Source organism: Pseudomonas xanthosomatis (assembly GCF_019139835.1).
GTDB lineage: Bacteria > Pseudomonadota > Gammaproteobacteria > Pseudomonadales > Pseudomonadaceae > Aquipseudomonas > Aquipseudomonas fakonensis.
In genome coordinates this window covers 5,200,745-5,215,555 of the sequence record NZ_CP077075.1, presented here as the reverse complement: position 1 = coordinate 5,215,555, position 14,811 = coordinate 5,200,745, and the positions used below count along the sequence as shown (strand labels likewise).

Here is a 14,811-nt window from a genome sequence, read left to right as displayed (position 1 = left end):
AGCCGGGGCGGGGAGGGCGTGCAGCTTACAGTGTCAGCTGGTCGGCATGCAGTTCGGTGACCCCCACCAGCTTGATCGAGAAGTCCGGCGCGGTGTCGGCGTTGCTGTTGCCGTACACCGTGATGCCGTCTGCATCGACTTCGAAGCGCAGCTGCTTGGCGCCGGTGAACTCGCCGTCTTCGACGAAGCTGTAGCCCTTCAGCGCCGAGAAATCGAGCTTGTCGCCGTCACCAAAGCCGATGATCACGTCCTGCTTGTCACCCAGGCCCATCTCGTTCAAGGCATTGAACTTGAAGGTGTCCTGGCCGCTGCCGGCGTACATCGTGTCGGCACCCAGGCCGCCGATCAGCACATTCTCGCCACCGTCACCGGCATGCAGGATGTCGTTGCCGGCACCGCCGCTGAGCAGGTTGTTGCCAGTGCTGCCCCAAATCTCGTTATCGGCCGCGTTGCCGGTGAGATTAATCGACAGGTTGCCCAGCTGACGAGCGTCGAGGTTCTCCAGGTTGGCGCCCAGGGTAATCGAGGCGCTGCCGGTGAAGCTGCTGATGGCGTCGGCGTCCATGCGCAGTTCGAGGGTGTCGGTGCCCTGGTTGGCTTTTTCGACGATGGTGTCTTCCAGGGCCACGGTGGCCTTGGTGCCAGTGCCTTTGACCAGCAGGTCGACGATGTAGGTATCGTTGCCTTCACCGCCAATCAAGGTGTCCACGCCCTTGCCGCCATCGAGCACGTTGTCGGCGCTGTTGCCGGTGATGGTGTTTTTCAGCTCGTTGCCGGTGCCCTTGAGTGCGCCGTCGAGCAGTACCAGGTTCTCGAGGTTGTCGCCCAGGGTGTAGTCGATCGAGGCCTTGACGGTGTCGGTGCCTTCGTTGGCCAGCTCGATCACCACATCGCCAATGTTGTCGACGATGTAGGTGTCGTTGCCCTTGCCACCGATCAAGGTGTCGGCGCCAGCGCCGCCATCGAGAATGTTGGCGGCATCGTTGCCGGTCAGCTGGTTGTCCAGTTCGTTGCCGGTCAGGTTGATCGCGGTCTTGGCGCCGATGATGGCGTTTTCGACGTTGGCGGCCAGGGTGTAGCCGTTCTTGCCTGCGCCCATCACATGCACGGTGTCGATGCCTTCGTCAGCGGCTTCAACCACTTCGTCGCTGTCGCTGTAGACGTAGTAGGTGTCGTTGCCGGCGCCGCCGATCAGGCGGTCGCCACCGCCTTTGCCATCGAGGGTGTCGTTGCCGTTGCCGGCGCTGATCACGTTGCGCGAGGCGTTGCCGGTCAGCACGTTGTCGCCGGCATTGCCGGTGATGTCGAACAGGCCGGTACCGGTGACGGTGACGTTCTCGACGTTGAGCAAGGATGCGCGGGACAGGTCGACCAGCTGCGCTTCGGTCTTGGACAGGTTGCGGTAGGTGATCTGCAGGGTGTCGTTGCCTTCGTCAGCGTTCTCCACCAGCAGGCCCAGCTCGCGGGCGTCGTCGATCACGTAGGTGTCGTTGCCCTTGCCGCCGATCAGGGTGTCGACGCCAGCCTTGCCGTCCAGCAGGTTGTCGCCGTCGTTCCCGGTGAGCACGTTGTCGGCAGCGTTGCCGGTCAGGTTGATCTTCAGCGCGCCGGTTTGGCTGGCGTCGAGGTTTTCCAGGTTGGCGGCGAGGGTCAGCGAGGCAGTGCCGGTGAAGCCTGCGACGGTGTCTGCGTCCATGCGCAGCACCAGGGTATCGCTGCCTTCGTTGGCTTTTTCGGTGATGGTGTCTTCCAGGGCCACGGTGGCCTTGGTGCCGGTGCCCTTGACCAGCAGGTCGACGATGTAGGTGTCGTCACCGGCACCGCCGATCAGGGTGTCCACGCCCTTGCCGCCGTCCAGCACGTTGGCCGCGCTGTTGCCGGTGATGATGTTCTTCAGGTCGTTGCCGGTGCCGTTGCTGGCGCCGTCGAGCAGTACCAGGTTTTCCAGGTTGGCGCCCAGGGTGTAGTTGATGGACGAACGGACGGTGTCGGTGCCTTCGTTCTCCAGCTCGACCACCACGTCGCCTGCGTTGTCGACGATGTAGGTGTCGTTGCCCTTGCCACCGATCAGGGTGTCGGCGCCAGCGCCGCCATCGAGAATGTTGGCGGCATCGTTGCCGGTCAGCTGGTTGTCCAGTTCGTTGCCGGTCAGGTTGATCGCGGTTTTGGCGCCGATGATGGCGTTTTCGACGTTGGCGGCCAGGGTGTAGCCGTTCTTGCCAGCGCCCATCACATGCACGGTGTCGATGCCTTCGTCAGCGGCTTCAACCACTTCGTCGCTGTCACTGTAGACGTAATACGTGTCGTTGCCGGCGCCGCCGATCAGGCGGTCGCCACCGCCTTTGCCATCGAGGGTGTCGTTGCCGTCGCCGGCGCTGATCACGTTGCGCGAGGCGTTGCCGGTCAGCACGTTGTCGCCGGCATTGCCGGTGATGTCGAACAGGCCGGTACCGGTGACGGTGACGTTCTCGACGTTGAGCAAGGATGCGCTGGACAGGTCAACCAGCTGCGCCTCGGTCTTGGACAGGTTGCGGTAGGTGATCTGCAGGGTGTCGTTGCCTTCGTCGGCATTTTCCACGAGCAGGCCCAGCTCGCGGGCGTCGTCGATCACGTAGGTGTCGTCGCCCTTGCCGCCGATCAGGGTGTCGACGCCGCCCTTGCCGTCCAGCAGGTTGTCGCCGTCGTTGCCGGTGAGCACGTTGTCGGCAGCGTTGCCGGTCAGGTTGATCTTCAGCGCGCCGGTCTGGCTGGCGTCGAAGTTTTCCAAGTTGGCGGCGAGGGTGATCGAAGCGTTGCCGGTGAAGCTGGCGATGACATCGGCGCCCATGCGCAGTTGCAGGGTGTCGCTGCCTTCGTTGGCTTTTTCGGTGATGGTGTCTTCCAGGGCCACGGTGGCCTTGGTGCCGGTGCCCTTGACCAGCAGGTCGACGATGTAGGTGTCGTCACCGGTGCCGCCGACCAGGGTGTCGATCCCGGCGCCGCCGTCGAGGGTGTCGTTGCCCGCGCCGCCGGTCAGGACGTTCTTGGCGCTGTTGCCGATCAGCACGTTGTCCAGCTCGTTGCCGGTGCCGTTGATCGCCGCATTGCCGGTGAGTTCAAGGTTTTCCAGGCTGGCTCCAAGGCTCCAGGTGATCGAGGAGCGAACAGTGTCGATACCTTCGTCATAGTTTTCGACGACCAGGTCCCCAACGTTGTCGACGATAAAAATGTCGTTGCCGTTGCCGCCAATCAAGCTATCGGCGCCCGCTCCGCCATCAAGGATGTCATTGCCAGCAGCGCCAGCGATAGTGTCGTTGCCATTACCGCCAGTTAGGATATTGTCACCTCCTTCGGCGGTAATGTTCACAGGCTTATCACCTGTCCAGACAATCGTGTTGTCATTTTCGCCGACCAGTCCGATCGAGTTGCCGGTGGCGTCGAAACGCTGGCTATAGATGTCCCCTGAGGAATTGAGGTTGTTGTCGTTACCGTCCCTGGACAGCGACTCCCAGGTGACGATGAAGCCGCCATCGTCCGTGGCTGCGACCACAGGGAATAGGTCGTTGACTTTGTCGGAGGCGATCTTCAAGAGGCTGCTGATCTTCACGCCGTTCTTGTCGTAGACCTGCGCGTAAAGGTTGGATACTTCGTGCGAGCCTTCATCGTAGGTAGCCCAGGTGATGACGTAGCCGTCAGCATTGAGTGCGGTAATCGCCGGCTCGCCATGGATTTCCTTGCTCGAAACGCTGACTTGGGTCTCTTTGCCCAGCTTGACCCCATTGGCACTGTAGCGCTGCATGAAGACATCGCCGCTGATCGGCTGTTCATCGGCGTTGTACTTGATGCTGGTCCAAGTCACCACGAAGCTGCCGTCGTTGAGAACGTCGACCGCTGCGCCCTTCTGTTGACCCGCTGTGGTGGTGTTGACCAGGGTGTTACCACCTAATGCCACGCCGTCGGCGCTGTAGCGCTGCATATAGATGTCGACGTCATCGGTCTTGTCAGTCTCGCGCTCCCACACAACCACGAAGTTCCCATCGCGCAGGGCTGTTACGACCGGTTCCTCGGCGTAGATGCTGTCGTCGCTGGCTTTGGCATCGACGGAAATAGGATCGCCGATCAATTCGAGGGTTTTCGGGTTGATTAACTGGATGAACACTTCGCCCGCTTCGTGAAACACGTTGTGTTCATCGAACGCCTGGGTCTCTTCATTCCAGGCGATGACCCAATTGCCGTTTTCAAGCACCGTGAGCGAGCCGTTACCCATGTGGACCGATGAATTGTCGTTGTCCTGAGTACCGATAGCGATGGAGTTACCGCTGGCCTGACCATTCTTGTCGTAGGCTTGAAGGGTCAGCGTATAAGTATCGGTCGTCCAGCCCACCACAAAACCGTCGTCACTGGTTGTCACGAACGGGTTACTACCATTGACGCCTGGGAGCTTTTCGCTGGAAAGCAAATCCTGGTTCAGATCATACCGTTGCAACCAGATTTCGCTGGCCTGGCCTGGTGCAGTGGTCTGCTCCCAAAGGATGACGTAACCACCGCTGGACAGTGCAGTGGACGCCGGCTCCATGGAGACTACGTTGCCGCTTTCGTTGGCGAAAGGGCCACCTTTTACGGTCAGTGTGCCATCGTTGAATTGCAGGCTTTGAGCAGTGGTGATGATCGAGCCCTGGGCGCCCTTGACGATGATGTGGCCGTCACCGTCGTCGGAGAAGCTGTAGTCGCCCATATTGCCGTCGAACTGGGACGTGTCGGTGACCGGCAGGACGCCAGTGTCGATGTTGCCGTAGAGGTCGCCCTGTGCGTTGACTTGCTGAGCATGCAGGACGGTGCCGTCCTCTCCACCAGTAACCCAACTGATCACCATGCTGCCGTCGTTGCGTACAGTGACGGTCGGAGTGTCCCAGAGAGATTCGGATTCAGTGGTGGTTGCTACCAGAATCGGCGTTTCGTCGATCGCCGTGCCATCTGCGTTAAAGCGCTGGGCATGCACCTCTGACGCTCCACCGGTGTAGTCGTTCCACGCGAGCAGATAGCCACCGCCGGGCAGTGCATGAGCGATACCGCCGTTGATTGAGCTGTCGCTGGCGATTTCCGTCGGGGTGCCTACAGAGACGAATTGCTCATTGTACTGCTGCAGATGAATAACACGGTTAGGGCCGGTAGCGCTGTTGTCGACCCAGGTCACCAGGAAGCCGGTACCGGTTTGAATCACGTTGTAATATGCGGCGTTGGCATTGACGTAGTTCGAGACCACCTGGCCCAGTTCCTGGGTGGTGCCGGCAATGGCCGCGCCGCTGCTGTTGATCTGCGCAACAGTAAGAGTCGAGGTGCTCGAGATGATCATGTTGTTACTGTCGTAGACATCTTTTTGCAGGCTGTAGCTGATCCACAGCTTGCCGCCGCTGCTGAAGAGCGAAACGTCATCGGCCTCACCTTCGTTGATGTCGCCTTTGAGCAATGTCTGGACCGTCCCGCCCTTCCCATTGGTGTAAACCACGGCTTTGAGGTCTGCTGTAGCTGGGTCGAAATCGCCTCCGTTGGAGTGGGTTTCACCCCAGGTCACGATGTACTTGTTGGTTGCCAGTACGTGAACTTTGGCGTCCTCGAGTTCGTAGCGAGCAGTGGCGACCAGGGCAGGCGAGCCAACCGCATTGCCGTTTGAATCGAACAGTTGGGTGTAGACACTGCCGGTACCCGCATCGTCGTCTTCCGAAGTCCAGGCAACGATGAACTGGCCGTTGGCCAAAGCAGTAACCGATGGGTCGTCGACATCATCGCTAGCTATTTCAGTGCGCTGCAGCAGGGTGCCATCGGCGCTGTACCGAGCTGCAACGACGCCTTCGAACGTATTGCTGTCGGAGCTCCAGGTCAGCACATAGCCGTTGTCGCTAAGTGCAGCCATGCCAGGCCCGTCGACTGCGCCTGATGCCAGGATAGTGTTCGAAGTTTTCTGATCCGGGGTGCTCATAATCCATTTCCATGCATGATCGAACCCGGCATACGTGCCAGGGGGCGGGATGGGGCGGTCGCGGGGTATTCGGAAAAACCAGGAAGTGTGGTGCGGGAAGCTGTCTATTGCGCAAAGGCATTCCTGAGTCATGGCATTCTGCCATTTTGTTAAGCTGTGTAAAGCTAGGATGCAATGACAGCTATCGCTCAGGTATCGGTGAAGGAGGGGGGGCTCGCGATGCAAGCATCCTGAAGCAACGAGCGGCATAAGGCCGCTCGTGCACAGGTGAGCAACGGCGCGACTACGTGCTCAGACGCGAAATTGCTCCATCAACGCCTGCTGCTGGTTGGCCAGGCGGTTCAGCGCCTGGCTGATGTGCGCCGACTCCTCGGCCTGGCCAGACAACGACTCGGTAACGTCGCGAATGCCCGCCACGTTGCGGTTCACCTCCTCGGCCACGGCGCTTTGTTCTTCGGCGGCGGAGGCGATTTGCAGGTTCATGTCGCTGATCACCGCCACTGCCTCGCCGATGCGCTGCAACGCCGGCAACGTCAGCGCCATCTGCGCGGCGCTGTCCTGGGCCTGGCGCTGGCTGCCCTGCATGGCGCCGACCACGTCATGGGTGCCTTGCTGCAGGCCTTCGATCACCTGGCGTATCTCCTTCACCGACACTTGCGTGCGCTGGGCCAGGTTGCGTACCTCGTCGGCCACCACCGCAAAGCCACGCCCGGCCTCGCCGGCGCGGGCGGCCTCGATGGCGGCGTTGAGGGCCAGCAGGTTGGTCTGTTCGGCAATGGCGCGGATCACCTCCAGCACCGAACCAATCTGCTCGCTGCTGCTTTCCAGCGCGCGGGCTTGCTCCATGGCCGCATCCATGCCGCCGGCCAGGCGCTCGATGGCCTGGCCGGCGGCGCCCACCAGGTCGAGGCCTTCGCGGGTGGCCTGGTCGGCGCCACGGGCAGCGTGGGCGGCCTGCGAGGCGTTGCGCGCCACATCCTGGGCGGTGGCGCTCATCTCGTTGGCGGCCGTGGCCACCTGCTCGATCTCGCGGTGCTGCTGCTGCATGCCGGCGCTGGTCTGGCTGGCGATCAGCGCCGACTGGTCAGCCGTGCCGCGGGCTTCGCCGAGCGAGCCTTTGACCTGGGCGATCACCGGTTGCAGCTTGTCGAGGAAGCGGTTGAACCAACTGCTGAGCTGGCCCAGTTCGTCGTCGCGGGCGTAGTCCAGGCGGCGGGTCAGGTCGCCTTCGCCACTGGCGATGTCCTTCAGGCGCGCGGCCACGGCGAGGATCGGACGGGTTACCCCGCGGGCGGTCAGCCACACCAGCAACAGGCCCAGCACGGCGGCGCCCAGGCCCACCAGCAGGCTGGTCAGGTTGGCGCTGCGGTTGTGTTCGTTCAGGCGCTGGTTGAGGGCCACAGCGGGGGCTTGCAGCACGCTGTCTGGCAGTTCCAGCAACACCTGCCAGGGCGCGGCGCCGGGGATTGGCGCGAACGGGTGGGCGACCCGCAGCATGCCTTGCGCCGTGTCCTGGTTGAGGGCCCGGCCCAGCTTGGCGGCATCCAGGCTGTGCCCGGCCAGCAGGCCGGCGGGGCTGACGATGCTCACCTGGCCCTTGCCGTCGAACAGCTCCTGGCGCCCGGCCAGGCTCAGTTGCTGCAGGTTGTTCAGGCCGATGTCCAGGCCCACCACACCCACCACCTTGCCCGCCTCGAGCAGTGGCAGGGCGATGCTGGTCATCAACACCTGCTGGCCGTTGACGTCGTCCAGGTAGGGTTCGAGCATGCACGGCCGGCCGCTCTCCAGCGGGCAGGTCAGCCAGCGGTTCTTGGCGATGCCGTTGCTGCCCAGGCTGGCGTCGCCGAGCATCGACTCGGGCATGGCTTCCTGCTCCAGGGCGCCGGGGCTGGGTTGCGACCAATATAGCGAGAAGCGCCCGGTCTCGTTGCTGCCGGTGGCATCGGCGCCGATGAACTGGCTGTCCTGGTGGTCCAGGGCGTTGGGCTGGAACACCAGGTACAGGCCGATGATGTCGGGGTTGCCGGCCAGGCTTGCCTGGGCCTGGCGGGTCAGGTCGGCGCGCAGGTCGCTGGCGCCTTTTTGCTTGAGCACCTGCACCAGGCGGGCAAAGCCGTTGCCGTACTGGTAGGCGTCCATGAAGTAGCGCTGAATGCGCAGCGCCTGGGTTTCGGCGTGGGCCTCAAGGCGCAGACGGGCGCTGTGTTCGAGCATTTCGGTGCTGGCCTGGCTGACCAGCGCAGCGCTGCGCCGGGCCTGGCCCAGCGCGCTGGTCACCAGCACGGCGACGATGGCCAGCAGGCACAGGCCGGCAAGCAGGGTGATCTTCCACTGAATGGTGAGGCGGCGCGGCAACATGGGCGGATCCTTCACGGTCTGAAAGCAGCACGCCCGCGGTCAGGCGGGCGTGGGTGGGTTCATTCAGCGATGTAGTTAGGCGGCGCGACGCGGAAGGCCTTGGTCAGCCAGCCCAGGTACAGCACGCCAAGCGCTGCCCAGACCCCGCCGAACAGCAGCGAGTGCTCGTTCAGGTCCAGCCACAGCGAAACGATGATGCAAAAGCCGATGGTCGGCAGCACCAGGTACTTCATCTTGTTCGCCAGCCCCTGGCGCAAGCCTTCGCGCAGGAAGCAGTGGTTGATCACCGACAGGTTGACGAAGCTGAATGCCACCAGCGCGCCGAAGTTGATCACCGAGGTGGCGGTGACCAGGTCGAAGAAGATCGCCGACAGCGAAATCAGGCCGACCACGATGATGTTCAGCACCGGGGTCTTGAAGCGCGGGTGCAGGCGGGCAAACACCCCGGCCGGCAGCACGTTGTCGCGGCCCATCACGTACAAAAGGCGCGACACGCTGGTCTGCGAGGCCAGGCCCGAGGCGATGGTGTTGATCACGGTGCAGGCGATGAACACCGACTGGAACAGCTTGCCACCGACATACAGGGCGATTTCCGGCAGCGCCGCTTCCTGGTCGTGGAAACGCTGCATGGTCGGGAAGTAGGCCTGGATGAAGTACGACACGCCGATGAACATCACCCCGCCGATCAGCGCGGTGAGGAAGATCGCCTTGGGGATGGTCTTGCCCGGGTCGCGGGTTTCTTCCGACAGGCAGGTGACCGCATCGAAGCCCAGGAACGAGAAGCACAGGATGGTCGCCCCGGCCGCCAGGGCGGCGAACTGGGTCTTGTCGTCGACGAACGGTGTCAGGCTCCACGCGGTGCCCAGGCCCTCTCCCTGATCCAGGCCACGCACGCAGAGGTAGACGAACACGCTCATGATGGCCACCTGCACCAGCACGAACAGCAAGTTGAAATGCGCCACCAGGTTGATGCTGCGCATGTTGATCAGGCTGATCAGGGTGACGAAGCCGACCACCCAGGCCCACTCCGGGACCTCGGGGAACATCGCCGACAGGTACAGCTTGGCCAGCAGCGCGTTGACCATCGGCAGCAGCAGGTAGTCCAGCAGCGACGACCAGCCCACCAGAAAGCCCACGTGCGGGTTGATCGCGCGCTGTGTGTAGGTGTAGGCCGAACCGGACTGCGGGAAGCGCCGAACCAGAGTGCCGTAGCTCACCGCGGTGAACAGCACCCCGGCCAGGGCCAGGATGTAGGCACTGGGCACGTGCCCGGCGGTGATGCCGGAGACGATGCCGAAGGTGTCGAACACGGTCATCGGGGTGAGGTAGGCCAGGCCGATGATCACCACGTGCCAGAGGCGCAGGGATTTACGGAACTGGCCGTTGCCGGTGGCGCTGTGGTCATGCATGCGGGCGGCACTCCTGTTGCGGGGCTGCGGGCACGAACGGCGGGCACGGCAAGGTCGAGCGGGTTGGCTCCATGTTGTTCACCTTTTATGGAGGAGCTGCGAGGTGCGCGGGGAGGGCGCTGGTGTCAGGGCTGGCAGGGCCGGGACGAGGAAGGCGGCGCGTGCTGGGCGGGGCGTGGCGGGATCATGACGGCGCGTTGTTCTTCTTCGTGGAATGGGGCGCTTGCAAGGTGGGGGGAATAAAAAACGATGCCTAGGGAGGTGTCAAGTTAAACATGACAGAGTGATGGGGGATTAGAAGGTGAATCGGTTAATTTGGCCGAAATGCACTGATATTTTTAAAGGGTATGGCGTAATAGTCGATGTCGGTGTCCGTTAAAATTTACGACTTCAGGGCCTCTCGCCCGCAATCCGGCTCCTGCAGACAGTCGGGTCGGTGCAGTCACTACAGCCTATGGGATATTCTTCAACCACCGCGCGGCAACTCCCTGGCCTGCGCCCTTATGGACAGCAATCGGTTCAATTCATGAAGAAATCAACAGGCATCCTTTCCGGTCTGGCCATTGCCATCGCCGTCGCAACCACCGCTGGCGCCTGGTATACCGGCAAGCAACTGCCGGCGGAGCTTGAGCGCTCCATCGCCAATGGCAACGCCGAGCTGAAGAAAGCCTTGGTGGGTACCGGTGGCAGCATGACCATCGAGCTGGTCTCGCTCGACCAGCACTTCTTCACCAGCACCGCGCACTACCGCCTGAAGGCGCAGGATATCCAGCTGGGCGAGGTGGAGAAGCTGAACTTCGACGTCGGCGTGGTCGACCAGATCGAGCACGGCCCGTTCCCTTGGTCGCGGGTCAAGGCGTTCAAGCTGATGCCGGTGATGGCTACCAGCAACAGTGCGCTGGAAAAGGATGACAACACCGCCGACTGGTTCGCCGCCGCCGGCGACCAGCCGCCGGTCAGCGGCCAGATCAGCCTGGGCTATGGCGGCCATGTCGAAAGCGACATCCGCCTGGCGCCGGTCAAGCTCGAGCAGGATGGCCAGAAGGTCGTCGATTTCTCCGGCATGCAACTGCTGGTGAGCGGTGACCAGGAAGGCAAGGCGGCCGAGGTGCACGGCAACATGGGCAGCCTGGAGCTGAACTTTGCCGATGCTCAGGATACCCCAGTCAAGGTGCTGCTCAAGGGCTTCAAGCTGGGCGGCAAGCTCAGCCAGACCGCCCACGACATGATTTACGTCGGCAACATCGACCTGGCCCTGGCCAACGTACAGGTGACCAGCGGGCCCAAGCAGGAAGTGCTGGTGCTCGAGGACCTGCAGCAGAACAACCTGTACAGCGCCGATGGCGATGCCAAGGACAAGCTGTCCGGGCGCCTGGAATACAAGGTTGGCGATATCACCTACGCCGGGCGCAAGGTTGGCAGCGGCGAGATGGTCTTCACCATGAAGTCCATCGACATCCCGTCCATGCAGTCGCTGATGCAGTGGTACCAGAGCCGCCTGCCGGAAGTGCAGCAAGCTGCCGCCGAAGGCGCGGGGCTGCCGGCGCTGGACATGACCCCGGAAGAAAAAGCCAAGGTGCAGGCCGACCTGCAGCAACTGCTGGCCGGCAAGCCGCAGTTCGCCCTGGAAAAGCTGGCGTTCAAGACCGCCAACGGCGAGAGCCACTTCAACCTGGCCATGGATTTTGCCAACCCCACCTCGTTCGACCTGCCGCCTGACCAGCTGGGCAAGCAACTGGTCAGCCGCCTGCACAGCAAGCTCAGCGTGTCCAAGCCGATGGTCGGTGATTTGGCCACCCTGCAGGCGCTGCTGGGCGGTGAAACCGACGCCCAGGCGATTGCCCGGCAGTCCAGCCAGGCCGGTGAGATGGTCGGCATGATGGCGCTGCAGAGCGGCATGGCCACGGTGCAGGGCAACGACGTGGTGACCAGCCTGCAATACGCCGACGGCATGGTCGACTTCAACGGCAAGAAAATGACCGTTGAAGAGTTCGCCATGCTGATCAGTGGCCACCTGGCGGCCTTGCAGCCGCAGGGCTGACGAGCGCGCAGCCCCCCAGATCGCGGGGCAAGCCCGCTGCCACGCAGCAGCCTCAAACCGGGCGTTGCGTGGCAGCGGGCTTGCCCCGCGATTGCGTTTGCATGGCCTGTGCAAAAACCCCTTTTGCATCGCCCCGATTGCCTGTAGCCTTCGCCGTCCGATAATAATCCGTGCCCGCAGAGGGGCCGGGAGGGCCCGCCCAGGCTGGCCGTCCGGCGCCATTAGCCGATCTGCCAGGGCCGGGTGATACTCTCGACTGACGCGCCCAAGCGCCCCCAGGTCCCGCGATCATGACCCAGATTTCCGAACGCCTGTTGGTTCAGGCCCACCTCGACGCCAAGCAGCCGCACCCGCTGACGCCCGCGCAGGAGGCCGATTACCGTGCGGCCATCGCCGCAGAGCTGAAAAAGCAGAACGCCGTGCTGGTGGCGCACTTTTATTGCGACCCGGTGATCCAGGCCCTGGCCGAAGAGACCGGTGGTTGTGTGTCCGACTCGCTGGAAATGGCCCGCTTCGGCAAGAACCACGAGGCCGATACCGTGGTCGTGGCCGGCGTACGTTTCATGGGCGAGACCGCAAAAATCCTCACCCCGCACAAGCGCGTGCTGATGCCGACCCTCGAAGCCACCTGCTCGCTCGACCTGGGCTGCCCGGTTGAGGCTTTCTCGGCCTTCTGCGACCAGCACCCCGAGCGCACCGTGGTGGTGTACGCCAACACCTCGGCGGCGGTCAAAGCCCGTGCCGACTGGGTGGTTACCTCCAGCTGCGCGCTGGAGATCGTCGAGAGCCTGATGGACAACGGCGAGACCATCATCTGGGGCCCGGACCAGCACCTGGGCCGCTATATCCAGAAGAAAACCGGTGCCGACATGCTGCTTTGGGATGGTGCGTGCATCGTCCATGAAGAGTTCAAGTCGCGCCAGTTGGCCGACATGAAGGCGCTGTACCCGGATGCCGCCATCCTGGTGCACCCCGAGTCGCCGGAATCGGTAATCGACCTGGCCGATGCGGTGGGTTCCACCAGCCAACTGATCAAGGCCGCGCAGACCCTGCCGAACAAGCAGTTCATCGTCGCCACCGACCGCGGCATCTTCTACAAGATGCAGCAGTTGTGCCCGGACAAAGAGTTCATCGAAGCCCCTACCGCCGGCAACGGCGCGGCCTGCCGCAGCTGCGCGCACTGCCCGTGGATGGCCATGAACACCCTGGAGCGGGTGCTCGACTGCCTGCGCACCGGCAGCAACGAGATCTTCGTGGAGCCGGCGCTGATTCCCAAGGCGATCAAGCCGCTGAACCGCATGCTCGACTTCACCCAGGCGGCGCGGATGAAGGTGTCGGGTAACGCCTGAGGCCCTCTGATTCTGCGCAAGTGTCAGATGCGTGGGAGCGGGCTTGCCCCGCGATGGCGGTTGTACCTGTGGGAGCGGCTTCAGCCGCGAACACCGGCGCAGCCGGTGCCATCCACCGCGTCGTATGCTTCGCGGGTAAACCCGCTCCTACAGGGATCGCATGACCTTTGTACCTGTAGCAGCCGGCCTGCCGGCGATTGGCGCTAACGCCCCATCATGTCCTTGACCATGCGCTGCTGCTCCATCACCTCGCGCTGGCGCTGGTCGATCTGCGCGGCCAGCGGGAAGTTGCTGCCGGCACGGCGCTTGGCGTAGTCCAGCTGCTGGATTGCCTGGTCGAAGTCGCCCACCAGGGTGAAATACTCGGCGCGGGCGCGGTGCAGGCCGATGGTATTGCCCGAAAGCCCGCGCACTTCAGCCACGTCGTACCACACGTCCGGGTCGTCCGGGCGGTTCTTCACCAGCTCATCCAGTACCTTTTCCGCTTCGGCCGGCTTGCCCTGCTTGACCAGCAGGTCGGCGCGCACCTGCTTGAGCGGGTAGTTGCCCGGGTACAGCTGCTGCATGCGCTGCACCCGCTGCTGGGCGTCGTCCAGGCGGTTGTTGGTGATGTCCAGGTCGATCTGCGCCAGGTTGTAGGTGATGTCGTTGGGCGCTTTGGCCAGCAGCGGCTTGAGGTTCTCCCGCGCTTCGTTGAGCTGGCCACCTTTGATCAGCGCCAGGGCCAGGCCGTAGCGCGCGGCATCGAGTTTCGGGTCTACGTCGAGCTGGGCGCGGAAGCGCTTGGCCGCAAGCCCTGGGGTGCCTTCGTAGGTGAGTGCCACGCGGGCACGGATCAGCTGGTAGCGCAGGCTGTCCTCGATACCGCCCTTGGGCGCTTGCTCGGCGCGGTTACGGGTGTCGGCCACGCGCGATTCGGTGACCGGGTGAGTCAGCAGAAACTCCGGCGGCTTGGCGTCGTAACGGTACTGGCGGGCCAGGCGCTCGAACATGCTCGGCATGTTGCGCGGGTCGTAGCCGGCCTTTTCCAGGTTCTGGATGCCGATGCGGTCGGCCTCCTGCTCGTTCTGCCGGGAGAAGCGCCGCTGCTCCTGGATCGCTGCCGCCTGGGTACCGGCGATCACGCCGATACCGGCATCGCCCCCGCCGCCTGCGGCCAGCACGATACCGGCCAGCAGCGCGGCCATCATCGGCAGTTGCATGCGTTGCTGGGCTTCGACGCCACGGGCGAAATGGCGCTGCGACAAGTGCGCCAGTTCGTGGGCCAGCACCGAGGCGTACTCGCCTTCGGTCTGGGCGTTGAGGAACAAGCCGCCGTTGACCCCGACGATACCGCCGGGTGCTGCGAAGGCATTGAGTTCCTTGCTGTCGATCAGGATGAATTCCAGGCGCCGGTCCTGCAGCTGGCTGGTTTCGGCCAGCTTGTACACGCTGGTCTCGACGAAGTCCTTGAGCTGCGGGTCGTTGAGCTGGTTGACCTGGCCGCGCAGCAGGCTCAGCCAGGCACGGCCGAGGTCGTGTTCCTGCTTCGGCGAAACGATCGCGGAACTGGCATCGCCCAGTGACGGCAGGTCGTCGGCGTGGCCGGGCAGGGCCATCAGGCAGGCCAGCGCCAGCAGGGTGGGGCGCAGTGGATTCATGCAGAAGCTCGCGTCGGTCAAAAGGCTTACTGTAGCCGGGTCGCACGAAGCCGACCAG

6 protein-coding genes and 1 pseudogene are annotated in these 14,811 nt (G+C 63.3%); 2 read left to right on the top strand and 5 right to left on the bottom strand.

Annotated features, from left to right (window positions below; all coding sequences use genetic code 11):
* Nucleotides 1–25 precede the first annotated feature (25 nt).
* The 4 genes and pseudogenes from KSS93_RS26745 to KSS93_RS22950 all read right to left on the bottom strand — a co-directional run bounded on the left by KSS93_RS26745 (nucleotide 26) and on the right by KSS93_RS22950 (nucleotide 9,723).
* Complete coding sequence (locus KSS93_RS26745; protein WP_217886117.1) at nucleotides 26–5,890, bottom strand: calcium-binding protein; 5,865 nt, start codon at nucleotides 5,888–5,890, stop codon at nucleotides 26–28.
* 357 nt (nucleotides 5,891–6,247) lie between these two features.
* Complete coding sequence (locus KSS93_RS27040; protein ID WP_437182138.1) at nucleotides 6,248–7,003, bottom strand: methyl-accepting chemotaxis protein; 756 nt, start codon at nucleotides 7,001–7,003, stop codon at nucleotides 6,248–6,250.
* 102 nt (nucleotides 7,004–7,105) lie between these two features.
* Nucleotides 7,106–8,095, bottom strand: a pseudogene (locus tag KSS93_RS27035) (cache domain-containing protein); the annotation flags it as partial.
* A gap of 278 nt (nucleotides 8,096–8,373) precedes the next feature.
* Nucleotides 8,374–9,723: an APC family permease gene (locus tag KSS93_RS22950; protein ID WP_217886115.1), complete on the bottom strand. Its 1,350-nt coding sequence runs from the start codon at nucleotides 9,721–9,723 to the stop codon at nucleotides 8,374–8,376.
* 526 nt (nucleotides 9,724–10,249) lie between these two features.
* Between KSS93_RS22950 and KSS93_RS22945 the strand changes: the two genes are divergently transcribed.
* Both KSS93_RS22945 and nadA read left to right on the top strand, forming a co-directional pair.
* Nucleotides 10,250–11,764: a YdgA family protein gene (locus KSS93_RS22945; RefSeq protein ID WP_217886114.1), complete on the top strand. Its 1,515-nt coding sequence runs from the start codon at nucleotides 10,250–10,252 to the stop codon at nucleotides 11,762–11,764.
* Between the two features lie 290 nt (nucleotides 11,765–12,054).
* A complete protein-coding gene (nadA, locus tag KSS93_RS22940) occupies nucleotides 12,055–13,113 on the top strand; it encodes a quinolinate synthase NadA (RefSeq protein WP_217839878.1) in 1,059 nt (352 codons plus the stop codon).
* 203 nt (nucleotides 13,114–13,316) lie between these two features.
* Here nadA and KSS93_RS22935 read toward each other — a convergent pair whose 3' ends face one another.
* Entirely contained in the window at nucleotides 13,317–14,753 is a 1,437-nt protein-coding gene (locus KSS93_RS22935; protein WP_217886113.1) for a M48 family metalloprotease, read from the bottom strand.
* Nucleotides 14,754–14,811 lie beyond the last annotated feature (58 nt).

Excerpts from the sequence above, each read along its gene's own strand:
- KSS93_RS26745 (WP_217886117.1), bottom strand. The coding sequence starts at position 5,890 with ATGGCTGCACTTAGCGACAACGGCTATGTGCTGACCTGGAGCTCCGAC.
- KSS93_RS27040 (WP_437182138.1), bottom strand. The coding sequence starts at position 7,003 with ATGCAGCAGCAGCACCGCGAGATCGAGCAGGTGGCCACGGCCGCCAAC.
- KSS93_RS22950 (WP_217886115.1), bottom strand. The coding sequence starts at position 9,723 with ATGCATGACCACAGCGCCACCGGCAACGGCCAGTTCCGTAAATCCCTG.
- KSS93_RS22945 (WP_217886114.1), top strand. The coding sequence starts at position 10,250 with ATGAAGAAATCAACAGGCATCCTTTCCGGTCTGGCCATTGCCATCGCC.
- nadA (WP_217839878.1), top strand. The coding sequence starts at position 12,055 with ATGACCCAGATTTCCGAACGCCTGTTGGTTCAGGCCCACCTCGACGCC.
- KSS93_RS22935 (WP_217886113.1), bottom strand. The coding sequence starts at position 14,753 with ATGAATCCACTGCGCCCCACCCTGCTGGCGCTGGCCTGCCTGATGGCC.